Annotated in this window: 16 protein-coding genes and 1 tRNA gene; 8 read left to right on the forward strand and 9 right to left on the reverse strand. The window is 69.0% G+C overall.

Going from position 1 to position 17951, the window contains the following annotated elements; translation table 11 throughout:
* Positions 1 to 212 precede the first annotated feature (212 nt).
* On the forward strand, positions 213 to 1589 hold the full coding sequence (locus tag ABLI39_RS12580; RefSeq protein ID WP_349413761.1) for an MFS transporter: 1377 nt from the start codon (positions 213 to 215) through the stop codon (positions 1587 to 1589).
* Here the strand turns inward: ABLI39_RS12580 and ABLI39_RS12585 are convergent.
* A complete protein-coding gene (locus ABLI39_RS12585) occupies positions 1586 to 2059 on the reverse strand; it encodes a DUF2231 domain-containing protein (RefSeq protein ID WP_349413762.1) in 474 nt (157 codons plus the stop codon). The genes ABLI39_RS12580 and ABLI39_RS12585 overlap by 4 nt on opposite strands.
* Before the next feature lie 67 nt (positions 2060 to 2126).
* On the opposite strand from ABLI39_RS12585, the gene ABLI39_RS12590 reads away from it, so the two are divergent.
* On the forward strand, positions 2127 to 3107 hold the full coding sequence (locus tag ABLI39_RS12590) for a hypothetical protein (RefSeq protein ID WP_349413763.1): 981 nt from the start codon (positions 2127 to 2129) through the stop codon (positions 3105 to 3107).
* A 36-nt stretch (positions 3108 to 3143) separates the two neighbouring features.
* Complete coding sequence (locus ABLI39_RS12595) at positions 3144 to 3371, forward strand: hypothetical protein (protein WP_349413764.1); 228 nt, start codon at positions 3144 to 3146, stop codon at positions 3369 to 3371.
* 49 nt (positions 3372 to 3420) lie between these two features.
* On the opposite strand, the gene ABLI39_RS12600 is transcribed toward ABLI39_RS12595, so the two are convergent.
* The 7 genes from ABLI39_RS12600 to ABLI39_RS12630 all read right to left on the reverse strand — a co-directional run bounded on the left by ABLI39_RS12600 (position 3421) and on the right by ABLI39_RS12630 (position 10018).
* Positions 3421 to 4266 carry an aldo/keto reductase gene (locus tag ABLI39_RS12600; RefSeq protein ID WP_349413765.1) on the reverse strand — a complete coding sequence of 282 codons (846 nt, stop codon included), beginning with the start codon at positions 4264 to 4266 and terminating at the stop codon, positions 3421 to 3423.
* Between the two features lie 102 nt (positions 4267 to 4368).
* Positions 4369 to 4824, reverse strand: coding sequence for a hypothetical protein (locus tag ABLI39_RS12605; RefSeq protein WP_349413766.1), 456 nt, complete (start codon positions 4822 to 4824; stop codon positions 4369 to 4371).
* Positions 4825 to 4831: 7 nt separating this feature from the next.
* Complete coding sequence (locus tag ABLI39_RS12610; RefSeq protein WP_349413767.1) at positions 4832 to 5509, reverse strand: bacterial proteasome activator family protein; 678 nt, start codon at positions 5507 to 5509, stop codon at positions 4832 to 4834.
* Between the two features lie 169 nt (positions 5510 to 5678).
* Entirely contained in the window at positions 5679 to 5870 is a 192-nt protein-coding gene (locus ABLI39_RS12615; RefSeq protein WP_349413768.1) for a YbdD/YjiX family protein, read from the reverse strand.
* An 11-nt stretch (positions 5871 to 5881) separates the two neighbouring features.
* Positions 5882 to 8182 (reverse strand): carbon starvation CstA family protein, encoded by a 2301-nt coding sequence (locus ABLI39_RS12620; RefSeq protein WP_349413769.1) that lies wholly within the window; start codon positions 8180 to 8182, stop codon positions 5882 to 5884.
* 165 nt (positions 8183 to 8347) lie between these two features.
* Positions 8348 to 8881: a PadR family transcriptional regulator gene (locus tag ABLI39_RS12625; protein WP_349413770.1), complete on the reverse strand. Its 534-nt coding sequence runs from the start codon at positions 8879 to 8881 to the stop codon at positions 8348 to 8350.
* A 153-nt stretch (positions 8882 to 9034) separates the two neighbouring features.
* Complete coding sequence (locus ABLI39_RS12630; RefSeq protein ID WP_349413771.1) at positions 9035 to 10018, reverse strand: NAD(P)H-quinone oxidoreductase; 984 nt, start codon at positions 10016 to 10018, stop codon at positions 9035 to 9037.
* Positions 10019 to 10179: 161 nt separating this feature from the next.
* On the opposite strand from ABLI39_RS12630, the gene ABLI39_RS12635 reads away from it, so the two are divergent.
* Positions 10180 to 10267 (forward strand) — tRNA-Ser (locus ABLI39_RS12635).
* A gap of 92 nt (positions 10268 to 10359) precedes the next feature.
* Here ABLI39_RS12635 and ABLI39_RS12640 read toward each other — a convergent pair.
* Positions 10360 to 10956, reverse strand: a complete 597-nt coding sequence (locus ABLI39_RS12640) for a hypothetical protein (RefSeq protein WP_349413772.1) — start codon at positions 10954 to 10956, stop codon at positions 10360 to 10362.
* Positions 10957 to 11186: 230 nt separating this feature from the next.
* On the opposite strand from ABLI39_RS12640, the gene ABLI39_RS12645 reads away from it, so the two are divergent.
* From ABLI39_RS12645 to ABLI39_RS12660, 4 genes are all read left to right on the forward strand, one after another.
* Positions 11187 to 11624 carry a helix-turn-helix transcriptional regulator gene (locus ABLI39_RS12645; protein ID WP_349413773.1) on the forward strand — a complete coding sequence of 146 codons (438 nt, stop codon included), beginning with the start codon at positions 11187 to 11189 and terminating at the stop codon, positions 11622 to 11624.
* A gap of 10 nt (positions 11625 to 11634) precedes the next feature.
* Positions 11635 to 12036 carry a VOC family protein gene (locus tag ABLI39_RS12650; RefSeq protein WP_349413774.1) on the forward strand — a complete coding sequence of 134 codons (402 nt, stop codon included), beginning with the start codon at positions 11635 to 11637 and terminating at the stop codon, positions 12034 to 12036.
* 154 nt (positions 12037 to 12190) lie between these two features.
* On the forward strand, positions 12191 to 12994 hold the full coding sequence (locus ABLI39_RS12655) for a VOC family protein (RefSeq protein ID WP_349413775.1): 804 nt from the start codon (positions 12191 to 12193) through the stop codon (positions 12992 to 12994).
* 357 nt (positions 12995 to 13351) lie between these two features.
* Entirely contained in the window at positions 13352 to 17875 is a 4524-nt protein-coding gene (locus ABLI39_RS12660) for an ExeM/NucH family extracellular endonuclease (RefSeq protein WP_349413776.1), read from the forward strand.
* The last annotated feature ends 76 nt before the right edge of the window (positions 17876 to 17951 follow it).

Below are 17951 nucleotides of genomic sequence, written 5' to 3' on the forward strand. Positions count from 1 at the left end.
GCCGGAGAGCCGAACCTTGGTCCGAAGGCGCCCCGGGCGGACGCTTGGACCCACGCTGGCGGTAGGGCGGGGGCAGCGGCCGTGTGGGGGCACTTCGACACGGACACGCCGTGGTTTGAAGCGGCTACGCCCGGCAACGGACTCAATGTCGCCCCGGACGGCGCGGGAGCCCTGCCCTTGTCAATCGCCGCCTCGTCCGCGACCCTTGGGACATGGACCGGCCTGAGCGCGAGGTGCCCGCCGCTCCCGGGTCGGGCACGTCCGCAGCCCCGGGCTCGTCCACCCCGGGAAACACGCCGGGGCGGGACCGCCGCCCCTGGGGCACAGTGGTTGGCTTCGGGCTGGTCAGCCTCGCCACCGACATCGTCTCCGACGGCGCCCGCCCGCTCGCCGGGCCGCTGCTCGCCCAGCTTGGCGCGTCCGCTTTGCTGGTGGGCCTCGTCACCGGCGGGGCCGAGGCCGCGGCGCAGGGCCTGCGCGTGATCTTCGGACCATGGGCGGACCGGACGCGCAAGTACTGGACCTTCACGCTGGCCGGCTATGCCATGACCGCCGTCTGTGTGCCGCTGCTCGCCTTCGCCCCGGCGGCGGGCGCCGCCGGGCTCGGTGTCGCCTCGGTGCTCATTATCGGGGATCGGGTGGGCAAGGCCGTGCGGAGCCCGGCCAAGACGGTGCTGCTGGCCGCGGCGGCCAAGGACGTCGGACGCGGCCGGGGCTTCGCCGTGCACAAGTCCCTGGACCTCACCGGCGCGCTGCTCGGACCGGTCATCGTCGCGGCCGTGCTGGAGGCCACCGGGCTGATCTCGGCCGCGTTCGCGGCGCTGGCGGTTCCGGCAGCAGCAGCGCTGGCGCTGCTGCTCTGGTTGCGCCGCCGGCTCGCGGAGCCCGACGGCGGGAGCCCCGCCGCCCCCGCGGGCGGGCCGCCCGCCGCTCCGGTGGCGCCCGCCGGCAACGGCGACGCGGGCGCCGGCGGCACTTTCGGCACGGGCGCCGGGACCGGCGGCCGCCCGGCGTCGTTGTTTTCCGGCATTTTCCTGCCCTTTGCGGTGTGCGCCTTCTTCTGGAGCGCCGGGCTCGTGGCGTTCGGCGTCATCTCCTACCACCTGACCGCCGCGGCGGCAGTCGCGGCCCCGGTGGTGCCGTTGCTCTACGCCGCGGCCATGGGCGCGGCGGTGCTCGGTGCCCTCGGCAGCGGCTTCCTCTATGACCGGGTGGGCCCCGCCGTGCTGTTAGCGCTGCCCCTGCTGATCGCTGCCGTTCCCGTGCTGGCTTTCTCCACCGGCATGGGCCTGGTGCTGGCCGGCGTTGCCATCTGGGGAACCGCCACCGGGATCCAGGATTCCACCGTCAAGGCGCTGGTGGCCGACCTTGTTCCGGAGGCCCGGCAGGGATCGGCGTACGGGGTGTTCGCGGCCTTCGAGGGGGCCGGCGCACTGGCGGGCGGCGCCCTCTACGGCGCGCTTTACGACGCCCGCCCGGCGCTGATCGCCGTGGTCGCAGCGCTGCAGGCCGTGGCGTTGGTCCTGCTGTTTATTACGGTGCGGCGGGCCCGGCAATGGCGGGCGCCGGGCGGGCCAGGACAGCGCTAACGGCCCCAGACGGAGGAAGCGCCGGAGTGCCCGGTGATGATGCTCTGATAAAGGAAGAAGGCCCCTGCCAGGGCGCCGGCAACCAGGAGCACTATCCGCAGGATGCGGGTTTCCCGCAGCGGCCCGAGGAAGGCGAACCGCCGGCCGATCGGCTCGAAACTCACGACGATCATCGCGGCGACGATCACGAAGAAGATGATCGAGACGATCTTCAGCACGTCGCCCTGCTGTGCGTGCGCCCGGATCATGGCCGTTGCCGGGCGGGACTTTTCGAGTTGCTCACCGGCCTGCGCGGTGACGAGCGCAACCGGGACCAGCCCGAGCGAGAGGACGCCCAGGGGCCAGGCCAGGTACCGGCGCCAGCGGGGCGCGGCCGCGTAGACGATGGCCGCGAGGCCGGCGATCGGGCCCAGCACCACAACGGCGTGGACCAGGAGGATGTGGGCCGGCAGTCCGGCGATTTCGATCACGTGGGCTTCTCCTACGGTATACGTGCGCTGGGCCCCTGCGCGGGGCCGGAGCTTCTATGATTCTTGCATGGCAGACCGGGAGCTGGCGGGCATCGCGGCACAGCTCTATGCGCAACCGTTCGACAATTTCGTCGCCGCCCGCACCGCGGCGGCCAAGGCGCTGCTCGCCGGGCAGACCCCGACGCCGGAACTGCGCGCCCGCGCCGCGAACGTGCGGGCCCTGCCCAAGCCCTCGGTGACCGCCTGGGCGGTGAACATGCTCGCCTGGCACCGGCCCGAGGCGCTCCGCGACCTGGCCCAGCTGGGGCTGGCCATGCGCGCGGCCCAGGCCGCCCTGGACGCTGCCACGCTCCGCGGCCTCGCGGGGGAACGGCGGAAGCTCCTGGCCGGCGCCGTCGGGGCGGCCCGCGCCGTGGCGGAGCAGCACGGCAGGAAGATCAGCGGCACCGTCGCGACGGAAGTGGAACAGACCCTGCGGGCGGCCACCGCCGACGAGGGCGCCGCCGCGGCCGTCCGGAGCGGGCGCCTGCTCCGGGCGCTCACCGCCGACGGCGTCGACGTCGTGGAGCTCAAAGGTGCCGTCGCGGTCCCGGACTCCCCCGGCCCCGCCACGCCTGCCGGGCCGCGGGTGCCGCCCGCTGCGTCGGAAGCGGCGGCGCCTCCGGGCCGTGTCCCTTCACCAGCGGACCGGCCTCGGCTGCGGGCCGTCGGGCAGGAGCGCCCGGCGCCGAGCCCCTCCGCGCGCGAGCGTGCCCTTGCCGCCCTGGAGCAGGCATCGGAAGCTTCCCGTTCCAGCGCGGCGGAAGCGGACCTCGCGGCCGCCGAGTTGGGCGAAGCGACGGCCGCCGCCGAGACCCTGGCGCAGGAGTCGGCCGCGCTCAGGGAGCAGCTGGCCCACGCCGAGACCGGGCTTCGACAGGCCCGGAAACGCCTCGACCAGGCCACCGCCGCGGCGCGGCAGGCCGCCCGCGCCGCCGACAAGGACCGCCGCCGGGAAGACCTGGCCCGGGAACGGGTGCTGCGGCTGGGCAACACGCCGGGCGGATGACCGCTGAGTGTCAGAGGCCGGTTGCAGACTGGATTCATGGAACAGCACCAGGATTTTGCAGCAGCCCAGCAGTCAGCCGGCCAGTCCGCTGGTGTCCAGTACTGGGAAGTCACGTACCTGGACACGGAGTGTGGCCGTGTGCGCACTGAATTGTTCGACGACGCCGCCGCGGCGGAACGTTTCGCCAGCCGCCGGGTCCGGGACGAGGACGGCTGGGCGATTGTCGACGCCGTGCGGCCTCGGGTGGGCAGGGCCGCCGCCTGAACAGAACAGCAGGGCCCCCACCCGGAGGTGGAGGCCCTGCGAGGCTGTTTTAGGCGAAGTCGGAGATCGCCGGGTCCGGCCCGGTGCGGCCGGCGCCCTCTGCACTGCGGTCCAGGCCGTTGATGGCCTGCACGTCGGTCTCGTCCAGGGCGACGTCCAGGGCCGCGTAGTTCTCGCGGATCCGGGACTCGGTGACGGACTTGGGGATCACGACGTTGCCGATAGCGAGGTGCCAGGCGATGACGATCTGCGCCGGCGTGGCGTTGTGCTTGGCCGCGATCTGTTCGATGACCGGGCTGTCCAGCAGCTCGCCGCCCTGGCCCAGCGGCGACCAGGCCTGGGTGAGGATCCCCTGGGAGGCGTTGAATTCACGCAGTTCCGCCTGGTTGAAGAACGGGTGCAGCTCAATCTGGTTGATGGCCGGCACAACGCCGGTCTCGTTGATCAGGCGCTGCAGCCCTTCCTTGGTGAAGTTCGAGACGCCGATCGTCTTCACCCGGCCCTGCTTCTGGAGCTCGATGAGCGCCTTCCAGGTGTCCACATATTTGTCCTGCTTCGGCTGCATCCAGTGGATGAGGTACAGGTCAAGGGTCTCGAGGCCCAGGCGCTCCATTGAATCTTCAAACGCCTTGAGCGTGGACTCATAGCCCTGGTCGGCGTTCCACAGCTTGGTCGTGATGAAGATTTCCTCCGGCTTGAGGCCCGAGCGCTCGATCGCGCGGCCCACCCCCGCCTCGTTTCCGTAGATCTTGGCGGTATCGATGTGCCGGAAGCCTGCCTCGAAGGCCTGGACAACCACCTTCTCGGCGACGTCGTCCTCGACCTGCCAGACGCCGTAACCGAGCTGCGGGATGCTGTTGCCGTCATTGAATGTCAGTTCAGGTGAAGAAGTCATTCGTCCATCCTGCCAACCGACGGCCGGCCAGGCCAGTGTTTTGGCGGGGCTAAGCTAGGCGCTTAACCCGGAATACGCCGGAATGCCCGGGAATACGCGGCCTCAGCCGCCGGAGGCGGCCTCGGCAAGCCGCCGTTCGGCGTCGTCGACGTGCTCGGCCACGGATTCCGCACGGCGGCGAACGGACGCCGCACCGACCGGGACCGGCCCGACGGCGAGGCGGAGCATGGCCGCGGCCTCCGCCGTCATCGCCAGCGAGTTGCCCGCCGTCGAGAGCGAGCGGTGCACGCCGGCCAGGGCGCCGGGGATGTCGAGGCCGTCGCTGGGCGAGCGGCGCTGGGCTTCCATACAAATCTGCCGGACCCGTCCGGCCAGGGCGGAGAGTTCGTTGGCGATCTCCACGAGTTCGGCATACAGCGCCTCGTCCTCGACGCCTTCGAGCACCTGGTGGTAGCGGTCCAGTCCGCGGAGGAACCTGTCGTGGGCGCGGCGCCACAGCCCCTTGCCGAGTTCGGCGTCGTCCCTGCGTCCCTGCCGCGCGGCGCTGAAGAATCCCAACGGTGCCCTAGAGGTACTGGCCGGGACCGTGGTCCGGATCGACGGGGCTGGCGGGCTGCGAGGGGTCGGAACCGGGCTGCCGCTCGGCGGCGCGCTGGGGCTCGCCGTTTTCCCCGATGATGACCCCCGGCGCGATCATTGTGCCGGGAGGAAGCTGGCGGAGCTGCAGCTGGGCGGCGGCGTGCTCGCGGGCGGCGTGCTGGGCGGCGATTGCCGTCTGGATGCCGTGGAACAGCCCCTCGAGCCAACCCACCAGCTGGGCCTGCGCAATGCGCAGCTCGGCGTCGGACGGGGTGCCGTCCTCGGGAAACGGCAGATGGATCCGCTCCAGTTCCTGGACCAGCTCGGGCGCCAGCCCGTCCTCGAGTTCCTTGATCGAGCGTTCGTGGATAGCCGCCAGCCGGACCCGGGCCGCGTCGTCCAGCGGCGCGGACTTCACTTCGTCCAACAGTTGCTTCATCATGGTGCCGATCCGCATGACCTTGGCCGGCTCGTCCACCAGGTCTTGGAGGTGGCTGGCACGGCTGCGCGGGGCCTGGTCGCGCGGCTCGAACGGGCGCGGACTTTGCCCGCCGGTGCCCGCAGCGTCCCCGTCCTGCGGAGCAGCGGGCGTCGTGACGCCCTCCAGCGGAGCGCCCTCCGGCGCCGTTTCCTGGCCGGGCTGAGTGTCGTTCGGATCGCTCATGGCTTCATACTCTCACGCGCGCAAGGCAGTGCCGGCGTGCGTGACGCCCGGGACGGTGACCGCCGTCGCGCACCTGGTGTCGTGTCCGGAAAAACGGCAGGGGGCGCCGTCGGGAACTGGTGTTCCCGACGGCGCCCCCTGCCGGGATTGCCCCTGCCCGGGCCGCAACCTAGCAGCAACGGCCTTGCGGATTGCTGTCCTGGCGGTCCGTGTGGTCCCGCCAGAAGTCCCGCTCACTCATCGGCGGGCCGTCATGGCCCGAGGCCCGGTGGTGCTCCAGGTACTTCTTGTAGGCATCGGCTCCGAGGACCCCGTTGAAGTACTCGGCGAAGCCCTTGAATCCCGCTACGAGCGCGTTCATGGCAGGACCGCTCAGTGCCGGGCGGAGTGTTCGAGCCGCTGGTCAGCAGGCAGGTTCTTCCACTCCGCTTCCAGCTCCCGCTCCGCCGCGGTGGGGAACAGCCCGGCCGGCGCGAACACGCGGGACGGCTGGGCCGGATCCTCGAATTCCACGTTGGCAACTCCGGCGGAGGCATTGCGGAAGGCCCTCACCGTGGCGATCAGCGCCGTGATGATGACGATGATGCTCAGCACCACGAAGATGACCGAGAGCCAGCCCTGGATCATCGTGTTGCGGACCACCGCTTCCATGGCGGCCTGCGTCTTGGCCGTGCCGAAGGAGGTCTTGCCGTCGGCCAGCGCCTTGGCGAAGGCCGCGTTGTTGGCGAAGTACCCGACGGCGGGGACCGGCGAGAAGATCTTGTAGAAGCTCGCGGTGATGGTGACGACGGCCGCGAAGGCCAGCGGCAGCGCCACAATCCAGAGGTACTTGAACGTGCCGCGCTTGGCCACGATCGCGAGCACCACGGACAGGGCGATGGCCGCGAGCAGCTGGTTGGCGATGCCGAACAGCGGGAACAGCGTGTTGATGCCGCCCAGCGGGTCGGTGACGCCCATCAGCAGCACGGCGCCCCACGCGGCCACCATCACTGCGGTGGCCATCCACGCTCCGGGACGCCACGAGTGGTCCTTGAACTTCGGCGCGAAGTTGCCGATCGAGTCCTGCAGCATAAAGCGTGCGACGCGGGTGCCGGCGTCGACCGCCGTCAGGATGAACAGGGCCTCGAACATGATGGCGAAGTGGTACCAGAACGCCATCATGGCGGTGCCGCCGATGAACTGCTGCATGATGTGGGCCAGGCCCACGGCGAGCGTGGGTGCGCCGCCGGAGCGGGAGATGATGCTTTGCTCGCCGACGTCCTTGGCGGTCTGGGCGAGTTCACCCGGGGTGATGTTGACCCCGGCGAGGCCCAGGCTGTTGACCCACTGCGCGGCCGATTCCACGGTGCCGCCGGTCAGCGCCACCGGGGCGTTCATGGCGAAGTAGATGCCGCGGTCGATGGAGATGGCCGCCACGAGCGCCATGATGGCGACGAAGGATTCCATCAGCATGCCGCCGTAGCCGATGAGGCGGGTCTGGCGTTCCTTTTCGATGAGCTTCGGCGTCGTGCCGGAGGAGATCAGTGCGTGGAAGCCCGAGAGGGCGCCGCAGGCGATGGTCACGAAGAGGAACGGGAACACTGCGCCGGAGAAGACGGGGCCGTTGTCGCGGCTGGCGAACTCGCTGAAGGCCGGGACGTTGATTTCCGGCCGGACCACGATGATGGCGACGGCCAGCATCACGATCACGCCGATCTTCATAAAGGTGGAGAGGTAGTCACGCGGTGCGAGCAGCAGCCACACCGGCAGGATGGCAGCGATGAAGCCGTAGATGATCAGGCCCCAGGCGATGGTGACCTTGTCCAGGTGGAAGAACGCGGCGCCCCATTCGGTGCCTGCAACAGCGCCGCCGCCGATGATGGCGGCCATCAGCAGCACAAAGCCGATGATCGAGACTTCCATGACCTTGCCGGGGCGGAGGTAGCGGAGGTAGACACCCATAAAGAGGGCGATCGGGATGGTCATGCCGACGGAGAACACACCCCACGGGCTTTCGCCGAGGGCGTTGACGACGACGAGCGCCAGGATGGCGACAATGATCACCATGATGAGCAGGGTGGCGATGAGGGCAGCGGTGCCGCCGATCACGCCGAGTTCCTCACGGGCCATCTGGCCGAGGGACCGGCCGCCGCGGCGCATGGAGAAGAAGAGGACCAGGTAGTCCTGGACGGCACCGGCGAGGACGACGCCGATGATGATCCAGATCGTGCCGGGCAGGTAGCCCATCTGGGCGGCAATGACCGGGCCGACCAGCGGGCCGGCGCCGGCGATGGCGGCGAAGTGGTGGCCGAAGAGGACGTTGCGGTCGGTCCGGACGTAGTCCTTGCCGTCGGCCTTGTATTCGGCGGGGGTGGCGCGGCGGTCGTTCGGCTTGGTGATGTACCGCTCAATCACCTTGGAGTAGAAGCGGTAGCCGATCAGGTAGGTGCAGACCGAGGCGAACACGAACCAGATCGCGTTGACCGTCTCGCCGCGGACGATCGCGAGCATAAACCAGGCGACGCCGCCCAGCAGGGCGATTGCCGCCCAGAGGGCGATTTTCGCGGGTGTCCATTTGCGCTCGTCCGCCTCACGGACGGCATCATCGACGGACGTGGCCGGAAGCCCCGGTACCGGTGTGATTCCGTCGTCGATTTTTGCGGTGTTTGGCCTGCCATCTGGCATTGTGCCCATGTCTCCTCCTTGAGAAACCCCATCCAGCAGATCAGCAGTCAGATCTGCCCCATGGCACCTTACCAATGGGGCGTTCGGATGGACATGGCCATGCGGCCCGCCGCGCCGTTCCGCTCGCCGAGCGGTGCCCGGTGCGCGGTGGGCGGCGTCACTATGGGGCAGGCCTCAGCCGGGGCCGGCGAGCTGCATCAGGCGGGCTTCGCACAGGTCCAGCCAGCGGACCTCGGCCTCGGTCTGGAAAATGAGCGAATCCAGGACCAGGAGCCGCGCCGTGTCGGCCGGGCGCGGGTGCACGGCGGCCTCGCGCCGGGACTTGGTGTACTCCTGCAGGGCGCGGATGGAGACGGCGCGCTGCGCCTGGATCAGACCGCCGACGTCGACGGCGGGGAGCGTCAGGGCGAGCGCCAGCTTGATGGCGAGTTCGTTGCGGGGCGGGTTGGCGCGGCCCACGGGCGCGTGGAACCAGGCCTGGGCCTGGGCCCGGCCGGCGTCGGTGATGCTGTAGATAATGTGGCCGTCGCCGTCGCCGCCGTCTTTTTGCACGAGGCCGTCGCGTTCAAGCCGGTCGAGGGTGGTGTAGACCTGCCCGATGTTCAGCGGCCAGGACGATCCGGTGCGGTCCTCGAATTCGGTCCGGAGCTGGTACCCGTAACGGGGGCGGTCCTGCAGCAGCGCCAGGAGGCTGTGGCGGATAGACATGGTGCTTCCGAGGGTAGCAGGACGTCGGCATACACGCGCCCCAAGACGCGTGTATACCGCGTATGGAACTACATTATCGTCATTAGCCCCGGGCGGCCGTCGAACACATGCCCGGCGGGGCATGCAATGCGTCACATGGGCCGGGTAAGCGGATCAGGTGACGAGCAGGACCTTGCCCACGTGTTCCCCCGAGTCGAAGTAGCGGTGCGCGGCCTGGACCTGGCCGAGCGGAAAGGTCTTAGCCACGAGCGGCCGGATCCGGCCATCTGCCAGCATCGGCCAGACGGCATCGCGGACCGCGTTCATGATGACCGTCTTCTCTTCCACCGGGCGGGGACGGAGCGCGGTGGCGATGATGGCGGCTCGCTTGCGGAGCAGCACGCTCAGATCCAGTTCTGCGGTGGTGCCGCCCTGCAGCCCGATTACAACGAGCCGGCCGTAGTCGGCGAGCGCGTCCACGTTCTGCCGGAGGTACTTGGCCCCGACGACGTCGAGGATGACGTCCGCGCCCTTGCCGCCGTTCTGGGCACGCAGGCTGCCCGGGAAGTCCTCCGCCGCGTAGTTGATGGCGATGTCGGCCCCCAGGAAGGCTTTGGCGGTGCCGACCTTTTCCGCCGTGCCGGCCGTGGTGGCGACCCGCGCACCGAGGGCCTTCGCGAGCTGGATGGCCATGGTGCCGATGCCGCCGGTGGCCCCGTGAATCAGGACGGTTTCGCCGGCCTGCAGCTGGGCCGTCATGACCAGGTTGGAGTAGACCGTGGCGGCGACCTCCGGCAGCGCCGCAGCGGTGACCAGGTCCACGCCGTCGGGAATCCGCAGCACCTGGCCGGCCGGGACCGCCACCTGCTCGGCGTAGCCGCCGCCGGAAAGCAGGGCAACCACCTTGTCGCCAACAGAGAAGGGCTTGGTGACGCCGGGCCCGAACCCCGCGATCCGGCCGGATACTTCGAGACCCGGAATCTCCGAGGCGCCCGGGGGCGGCGGATAGAACCCCCTGCGCTGCTGGACGTCGGCCCGGTTCAGGCCTGCCGCCACCACATCGATCAACACCTCGCCCTCGGCCGGAACGGGCGCCGGAACCTCGCGGAGCTCCAGTGCCTCGGGGCCGCCGGGCTCGGAGATGTAGACAGCCTTCATGGAGAACTCCCGATTCCTAGCTCATTTTCCTGCGGGCGGGGCGCCGTACCGCGCACGGTGCCGATGCCGCCCGTTTCCAGAGTAGGTGCCCGAACCGGCGTCGTCTGCGAGCGCCGCCGCTTTTTGTGGCTCCTGACCGGCTATGAAAGACTACTCATTAGGGAAGGTTGTCCGAGCGGCCGATGGAGCTGGTCTTGAAAACCAGTGTGCGGTAACCCCGTACCAAGAGTTCGAATCTCTTACCTTCCGCGGGAGCGCTGAATATGCGCGGCTTTGAGGCCGGTTGGGTCGATCGAAAGATTGCCCCGACCGGCCTCACCTGTTTCCGCATCCATGCGCCGTCAGGAGTCCGGTTCCCGCGGCGCCGGCTCAATCGATTCCACCGCATACGGTTTGGTCGCCGAGCGCTGCAGCGGAGCTCGCAGCCGCGCCTGGTAGGGGACGTCCCGGAACGAGGCTCGGGGATCCATCTGGACCACCAGGAGCGGTTCGTCGCGGGAGACATCCACCCGAACCACCATCCCGTCCCGTTTGCTTCCCACGAGCAGCGGGGTTGCGGGTTCCACCGCGGTCTCGCTCAGCAGCTCCCGAAATTCCGGACGCGCCGCAAGGTAGAGGATGCCGTGGGCTATCCCGACGACCCTGAGCGGGATCACCGAGGCAGCAGCCGCCGGCTCCGGAGAGTGGCGGCCGCGCGTCGGGCGTTCCCGCGCGGCCGGCGCCGCACGGCTGCATTGCTGGCAGCGGGCCCGTGTCCCGACGTCGGCCAACAGCGTCACGAGCAGGCCCCGGGGGGCGGACGCCCACTTGTCCGCCACTGCCTGGCACCACTGGGTATGGAATTCCCGCCCGTATTTCATCACGTAGACCTGGTCGCGGCCGAGGATCGGCCTTCCCTCCCGCCAGGCGGCCGGCTGGACCGGTTTGAGTTCGCCCACCCCTCTGGCGTCCGCCGGTGCGGGCCCGGCGGACTTGAGGTACCTGCGGATCAACGGATTGGGAGGCCGTTTTGGACCTGGAATGGCTCGGCCTTCCTCTGCGGAGGGAGCGCGGCCCGCTCCCCGTGGTTGCCCCCTATATAGCTTGCGGCCTTTTCTTGCAGTATGCCAGTCCAAAGCGGTACTTGTCCCCCTGCCCGGAACGGCGCGGGCGGGGCTAGAATTTCGGCATGACACCGCAGGAGCTGGCCAACCTGGCCCACCTGCGCCGGGCGCGGGACCTGATCGACCGCCACTACGCGCGGCCGCTCGATGTGCCCACCATGGCCGCCGGCGCGTTGATGTCCCCGGCGCACTTTTCCCGCCAGTTCAAGGCCGCCCACGGCGAGACGCCGTACAACTACCTCATGACGCGGCGGATTGAACGCGCCATGGCGCTGTTGCGGGCCGGGGCGTCCGTGACCGACACGTGCATGGACGTCGGCTGCACCTCCCTGGGCTCGTTCAGCTCCCGGTTCACCGAGATCGTCGGGATGACTCCCAGCGCTTACCGGGACCTCGAGCACCAGGCGGTGAAGGCCATGCCGGCCTGCGTCGCCCGGCAGCACACGCGCCCGCCGCGGAAACAGAGCAGGATTGAAGAAGCACCGGCGCTGCCGCTCCCCTAGCGTGGGATTCATGAACATTTCACTGCAATACGCGCAAATCACCGTCAACGACCTCGATGAGTCGCTCGCCTTCTACCGCGACGTACTCGGCCTGGAGGTGCGCAACGACGTCGGCTCCGACGGCCACCGCTGGGTCACCCTCGGCAGCGCCGCCCAGCCGGACCTGGAGATCGTGCTCTCGCCTCCGCACGCGGGCCGTTCCCAGGACGACGGCGACGCGCTCCAGCAGCTGCTCACCAAGGGCGCCCTGCCCGTAATCGTGTTCCGCACCGACGACCTGGATGCCACGTTTGAGGCCGTGCGGGCCGCGGGCGCCGAGGTCCTCCAGGAGCCCATCGTCCAGCCGTGGGGGCCGCGTGACTGCGCATTCCGTGACCCGTCCGGCAACATGGTCCGCTTCAACCAGGCCTGAGAGGACCAGGCGGTTGGCCCCGGGACCGGCTGTCCCCCGCGGCCGGGCCATTGAAACCGTCCGACCCCCGGCATAGGGTCTCCTTGTCTGACCACCCAACCAGGCGCCGGCTGCCCAGGAGGCAAGCCGGAGCCGCCCAGAGCAGGAGACCACAATGCCCACGCCTGACATCACCCCCGGCGCACCGTGCTGGATCGACCTCATGACCTCGGACACGGAGAAGGCGCAGTCGTTCTACGGCGAACTGTTCGGCTGGACCTTTGAGGCCGGCGACGAAGAGAAGTACGGCGGCTACATCACCGCCTCGAAAAACGGGAAGTCCGTCGCCGGGATAATGCAGAAAATGGCCGAGCAGGCCGGATTCCCCGACGTGTGGAGCACCTACCTGCGCGCCGACGACGCCGCCGCGACCGCCGAGGCCGTCAAGGCACACGGCGGGCAGGTCTACATGGAACCGATGGACGTTCCCGAGCAGGGCAAAATGGCGATGTTTGCCGACGCAACCGGCGCCTCGATCGGAGTCTGGCAGCCGCGCGAAATGAAGGGCTTCGAGCTCGCCGCCGAACCCGGCGCCCCGGCCTGGCACGAACTCCACACCAAGGATTACCCCGCGGCAGTGAAGTTCTACCAGGACGTCTTCGGGTGGGACACGGACGTTATGAGCGACACCCCGGACTTCCGCTACACCACCCTCGGCGCCGGCGATGCGGCCAAGGCCGGGATCATGGACGCCTCCGGCTACCTGCCCGCCGAGGTGCCCTCCAACTGGCAGGTCTACTTCGCCGTCCAGGACGCCGATGCCACCGCGGCCAAGGCCCAGGAACTGGGCGCGACCGTCATCCAGGCGCCCGAGGACACCCCGTTCGGACGGCTCGCCACCCTCAGCGACCCCACCGGTGCCATGTTCAAGATCGTGGCAGAGACCCGACAGGAGGGCTCCGCCGCCGAACACGCCTAAGCCTGGGGGTTTCATAAATCCTTTGGAAAAATTGCTGTAAGAAATACCGGCCAGCCGCTTCCCACGCGGACACTGGCCGGTATTCTATTGAGTGCCCGGGCCAGGGGGACGGCCTGGGCACTCAAAAATGCACTACCAACACCGTCGCTGGGGCACCTTGTTGGGCTTCCGTGCCGGCTGTGAGGCGTTCCGTTGGGCCGTCTCGCCGAATGCACATGCAATCCACCCTATGTTCATTCACCCCTGTTTTGCTGTGCCGGAAACTGCTTGACCAGGAGCAGACCGGCCGGTCCGCGGGCCATCAACCCGGACATCGCACCCGCCCTTACCCGGGCACCCTAATGAGAGTTAGAGCGGATGAAAATCACATATTGGAAAACGGCGCTGGGCACAGCTCTGTCCGCGGGGCTCATCGCAGCGCCGCTGACCGCAATGCCCGCCATGGCGCTGGAGGTCTCGCCGGCAGCCGCCGGAACATCGCCGGTCGTCATCAACGAGGTCTATCTCAGCGGCGGCAGCGCCGGAGCGGCCTACAAGAACAAGTTCGTTGAGCTGTACAACACCTCGGACGCACCCGTCACCCTGGACGGCTGGTCCATCCAGTACCGCTCCGCCACAGGCACCACCGCCCCGTCCACCACGGCTCCCCTCACCGGCACCATCGCTGCCAAGGGCTATTACCTGCTCAAGGGCGGCAGCAACGGCACCGTCGGACTGGACCTGCCCACCGCGGATGCCACCGCCACCGGGTTCAACCCGGCCGGCGCGGGCGGCACGATCGTCCTGGCCAAGCAGTCCACAGCCCTGAACCCGCTGGCCACCGGCTCCGTCGTCGAACCCGCCAACGTGGCCGACCTGCTCGGCTACGGGACCTCCAACACCTTCGAGACCCAGGCGGCAACGGCGCCGTCGGGCAACTCGGACGTCAAGAGCATGAACCGCAGCGGCGGCGCGGACAGCAACAACAACGCCGCCGACTTCGCCCTGAACGCCGCCATCACCCCCAAGGCGGCCAACGGCGAAACCACCCCCGTTGATCCCGGCCCGGTCACGCCGCCGGCGCTGAAGACCATCGCCGAGATCCAGGGCACCGGCACGGCCAGCCCGCTCGCGGGCACGTCCGTCACCACCCGTGGCAAAGTCACCGCGGCCTTCCCCACCGGCGGCTTCGCCGGGTTCTACCTCCAGACCCCCGGAACCGGCGGTGACCTGACTCCCGCCAACCACACGGCGTCGGACGCCATCTTCGTCTACGCTCCGTCCGCCGTCGGCTCCGTGCAGATCGGCGACTACCTCGAGGTCACCGGCGGCGTCGCCGAGTACTACGGCATGACCCAGCTCAACGTCGCCGGCGCTGCCGGGGTCACCAAGCTGACCGAGGCGGCCCCCGAGGTCAAGGCCACCGGCTTCAGCCTCCCGGCCGAGGAAGCCTTCCGCGAATCCCTCGAAGGCATGCTGCTCACGCCGCAGGGACCCGTCACGGTCGCTGACAACTACTCCCTCAACCAGTACGGCGAGATCGGACTGGCCGGCGGCACCACCCCGCTGGAGCAGCCCACCGCCGTCGCCGCCTACGGCTCCCCGGAGTACACGGCCACCGTCGCGGCCAACGCCGCCCGCGGCATCAAGCTCGACGACGGCGCCAGCACCAACTTCCTCAAGGACGCCACCAACAAGGCCCTGACGCTTCCGTACCTGACCACGGCCGATCCCGTCCGGGTCGGCGCGCCGGTCACGTTCAAGACCAACGTGGTCCTCAGCTACGCCAACAACTCCTGGAAGTTCCAGCCGCTGACCCAGCTGACCACCGCCAACGCGGACACGGTCCAGCCGGCTGGCTTCGGCGCCACCCGCGCTGACGCCCCGGCGGCGGTGGGAGGCAACCTAAAGATCGCCTCCTTCAACGTGCTGAACTACTTCCCGACCACCGGGGACACGATCCCCGGGTGCACGTTCTACACCGACCGCGCCGGCAACCCGATCACGGTCAAGGGCGGCTGCAACGTCCGCGGCGCGGCCAACGCCGAGAACTTCAAGCGCCAGCAGGACAAAATCGTCGCCGCCATCGCCCAGTCCGGCGCCGACGTCGTCACCCTGATGGAGGTCGAAAACTCGGCCCAGTTCGGCAAGAACCGCGACGACGCCCTCGCCAAGCTGGTTGACGCCCTGAACATCGCCACTCCCGGCATCTGGGACTACGTCCGCACCCCCGCGAACGCACCGCCGCTGTCCGATGAGGACATGATCCGCACCGCGTTCATCTATAAAAAGGCCGCCGCCGAACCGGTGGGCGAATCCATCATCCACAACGACACGGTCGCCTTCGCCAGCGCCCGCAAGCCGCTGGCCCAGGTCTTCAAGCCCGTCGGCGCCGCCGACGACAAGAAGTTCATCGCGATCGCCAACCACTTCAAGTCCAAGGGCTCGGCCGCCACGCCGGACGACACCGACAAGGGCCAGGGCGCTTCGAACCTCGCCCGCACCGCCCAGGCACAGTCCCTGCTGGCGTTCTCCGACGAGCTGCAGAAGTCCAAGGGCACCGACAAGGTGTTCCTGATCGGCGATTTCAACTCCTACGCCAAGGAGGACCCGATGAACGTCCTCACCGGCGCGGGCTACGTCAACCAGGACGAGAAGGCCAAAAACGCCGACGGCACCGCGAAGCACTCCTACCTCTTCGGCGGCCTGGTGGGCTCGCTGGACCACATCCTCGCCTCGCCGGCGGCCAACGCCGTCGTCACCGGCGCGGACATCTGGAACATCAACTCGGTAGAGTCCGTGGCGCTGGAGTACAGCCGCTACAACAACAACATCACCGACTACTACGTGCCGAACCAGTTCCGCGCCAGCGACCACGATCCGGTGGTGGTGGGGCTGGACCTGCCGTCCATCCCGGCCAGCGTTGACCTGAACTTCCTGGGCATCAACGACTTCCACGGCCGCATCGATTCCAACACCGTGCTGTTCGCGGGAACCATCGAGAAGCTCCGGGCGGCCGCGGCCCCCGGCGCCACCGCGTTCCTCTCCGCCGGCGACAACATCGGCGCCTCGCTGTTCGCCTCCGCCGTCGCCAAGGACCAGCCGACCATTGACGTGCTGAACACCCTCGAGCTGCGCACCTCGGCCGTGGGCAACCACGAGTTCGACGGCGGCTGGGCAGACCTGCGCGACCGCGTCATCGCGGGCGGGGCCAACGCGAAGTTCCCGTACACGGGCGCCAACGTCTACAAAAAGGGCACCACCGAGCCGGCCTTGCCGGAGTACACCGTGCTGGACATGAACGGGATCAAGGTGGCCGTGATCGGCACCGTTACGCAGGAAGTGCCCTCCCTGGTCACGCCGGCGGGCATCGTCGATCTCGAGTTCGGCGATCCCGTCGACGCGATCAACCGTGTTGCCGCGAAGATCAAGGCCGGCAAGCTCGCCGACGTGATCATTGTGGAGAACCACGACGGCGCCGGTTCCGGCGCCCCCGAAGGCGCCACCCTGGCGCAGGAGGTCGCCGCCGGCGGCCCCTTCGCCAAGATGGTCACCCAGGTCACCCCGGACGTTGCGGCCATCTTCAACGGCCACACCCACAAGCAGTACGCGTGGGACGCGCCGGTCCCCGGAGTCGAAGGTAAGACCCGTCCGATTGTGCAGACCGGCAACTACGGCGAGTTCATCGGCCAGATCCAGCTGACCATCGACACCAAAACCATGTCCGTCACCGGCTACAAGGCGGCCAACGTCAAGCGGACCACCGATCCGGCCGCCGGCCTGGTCACCGCCTACCCGCGGGTGGCTGCGGTGAAGGCCATCGTGGACAAGGCCGTCGCCGACGCGGCCGTGATCGGCAACCAGCCGGTGGGCAAGGTCACCGCGGATATCACCACGGCGTTCGCCGGCTCCCCCGCCGTGCGTGACGACCGCACGAGTGAGTCCACCCTTGGCAACCTCGTGGCGGACTCGCTCGTGGACGCGCTCAAGGCACCGGAACTCGGCGCCGCTGAGATCGGCGTCGTCAACCCGGGCGGCCTGCGCAACGAGCTGTACTACGCGCCGGACGGCACCATCACGTACGCCGAGGCCAACGCGGTCCTGCCGTTCGTGAACAACCTCTGGACCACCACGCTCACCGGCGCGCAGTTCAAGGTGCTGCTCGAGCAGCAGTGGCAGACCAACCCGGACGGCACGGTTCCAAGCCGGGCCTACCAGCAGCTGGGCCTGTCCAAGAACGTCAACTACACCTACGACGCCGCCCGCGCCGCCGGTGACCGGATCACCGCGATCCGGGTCAACGGCACGCTGATCGATCCGGCGAAGTCCTACCGGATCGGAACGTTCAGCTTCCTGGCAACGGGCGGCGACAACTTCCGGATCTTCAAGGATGGCGCCGACACCAAGGACTCGGGCCTCGTGGACCGTGACGCGTGGATCAAGTACCTGCAGACCCACAACCCGGTTTCGCCGGACTTCGCCCGGCGTTCGGTGGCCGTGGTGAACACCACCGCGGCCGAGGTCAAGGGCGGGGACTCCGTCACCCTGGCGGTCTCCAAGCTGGACCTCACCTCGCTGGGCAGCCCGGTGAACGCCGCGCTGCGGGTCGAGTTCACCGACGCCAAGGGCGTGGTCACCGCGCTCGGGACCGTTCCGGTCTCTGCCGGTGCGGCGTCCGTGAGTGTTGTGGTTCCCGCGGGCGCAGCCGCCGGAACGGGCACCCTGGTGCTCACCGCCGTCGAGTCCGGCACCGTGGTGAAGGCGGACGTGCTGGTCGCGGCCAGCGCACCGGTTTCGCCGACGTGCACCGCGCCGGTCAAGCCCAAGCGGCCGGCGGACCTCGTTGGCCAGGCCAACTACGGCCAGGCCATGGCCGCCTACCGGCACTGCCTCCAGGGCTAGTTCCGTAGCCCCGCAACAGTGAGCATGCCCGTTCCCCGGCCGGAACGGTGGACATTTTACGCAAGTGTCCACCGAC

The organism is Pseudarthrobacter sp. B907, assembly GCF_040137805.1.
Lineage (GTDB): Bacteria > Actinomycetota > Actinomycetes > Actinomycetales > Micrococcaceae > Arthrobacter.

Coding starts and splice junctions, on each gene's coding strand:
- ABLI39_RS12580 (WP_349413761.1), top strand. CDS start 213: ATGGACCGGCCTGAGCGCGAGGTGCCCGCCGCTCCCGGGTCGGGCACG.
- ABLI39_RS12590 (WP_349413763.1), top strand. CDS start 2,127: ATGGCAGACCGGGAGCTGGCGGGCATCGCGGCACAGCTCTATGCGCAA.
- ABLI39_RS12595 (WP_349413764.1), top strand. CDS start 3,144: ATGGAACAGCACCAGGATTTTGCAGCAGCCCAGCAGTCAGCCGGCCAG.
- ABLI39_RS12600 (WP_349413765.1), bottom strand. CDS start 4,266: ATGACTTCTTCACCTGAACTGACATTCAATGACGGCAACAGCATCCCG.
- ABLI39_RS12610 (WP_349413767.1), bottom strand. CDS start 5,509: ATGAGCGATCCGAACGACACTCAGCCCGGCCAGGAAACGGCGCCGGAG.
- ABLI39_RS12615 (WP_349413768.1), bottom strand. CDS start 5,870: ATGAACGCGCTCGTAGCGGGATTCAAGGGCTTCGCCGAGTACTTCAAC.
- ABLI39_RS12620 (WP_349413769.1), bottom strand. CDS start 8,182: ATGGGCACAATGCCAGATGGCAGGCCAAACACCGCAAAAATCGACGAC.
- ABLI39_RS12625 (WP_349413770.1), bottom strand. CDS start 8,881: ATGTCTATCCGCCACAGCCTCCTGGCGCTGCTGCAGGACCGCCCCCGT.
- ABLI39_RS12630 (WP_349413771.1), bottom strand. CDS start 10,018: ATGAAGGCTGTCTACATCTCCGAGCCCGGCGGCCCCGAGGCACTGGAG.
- ABLI39_RS12645 (WP_349413773.1), top strand. CDS start 11,187: ATGACACCGCAGGAGCTGGCCAACCTGGCCCACCTGCGCCGGGCGCGG.
- ABLI39_RS12650 (WP_349413774.1), top strand. CDS start 11,635: ATGAACATTTCACTGCAATACGCGCAAATCACCGTCAACGACCTCGAT.
- ABLI39_RS12655 (WP_349413775.1), top strand. CDS start 12,191: ATGCCCACGCCTGACATCACCCCCGGCGCACCGTGCTGGATCGACCTC.
- ABLI39_RS12660 (WP_349413776.1), top strand. CDS start 13,352: ATGAAAATCACATATTGGAAAACGGCGCTGGGCACAGCTCTGTCCGCG.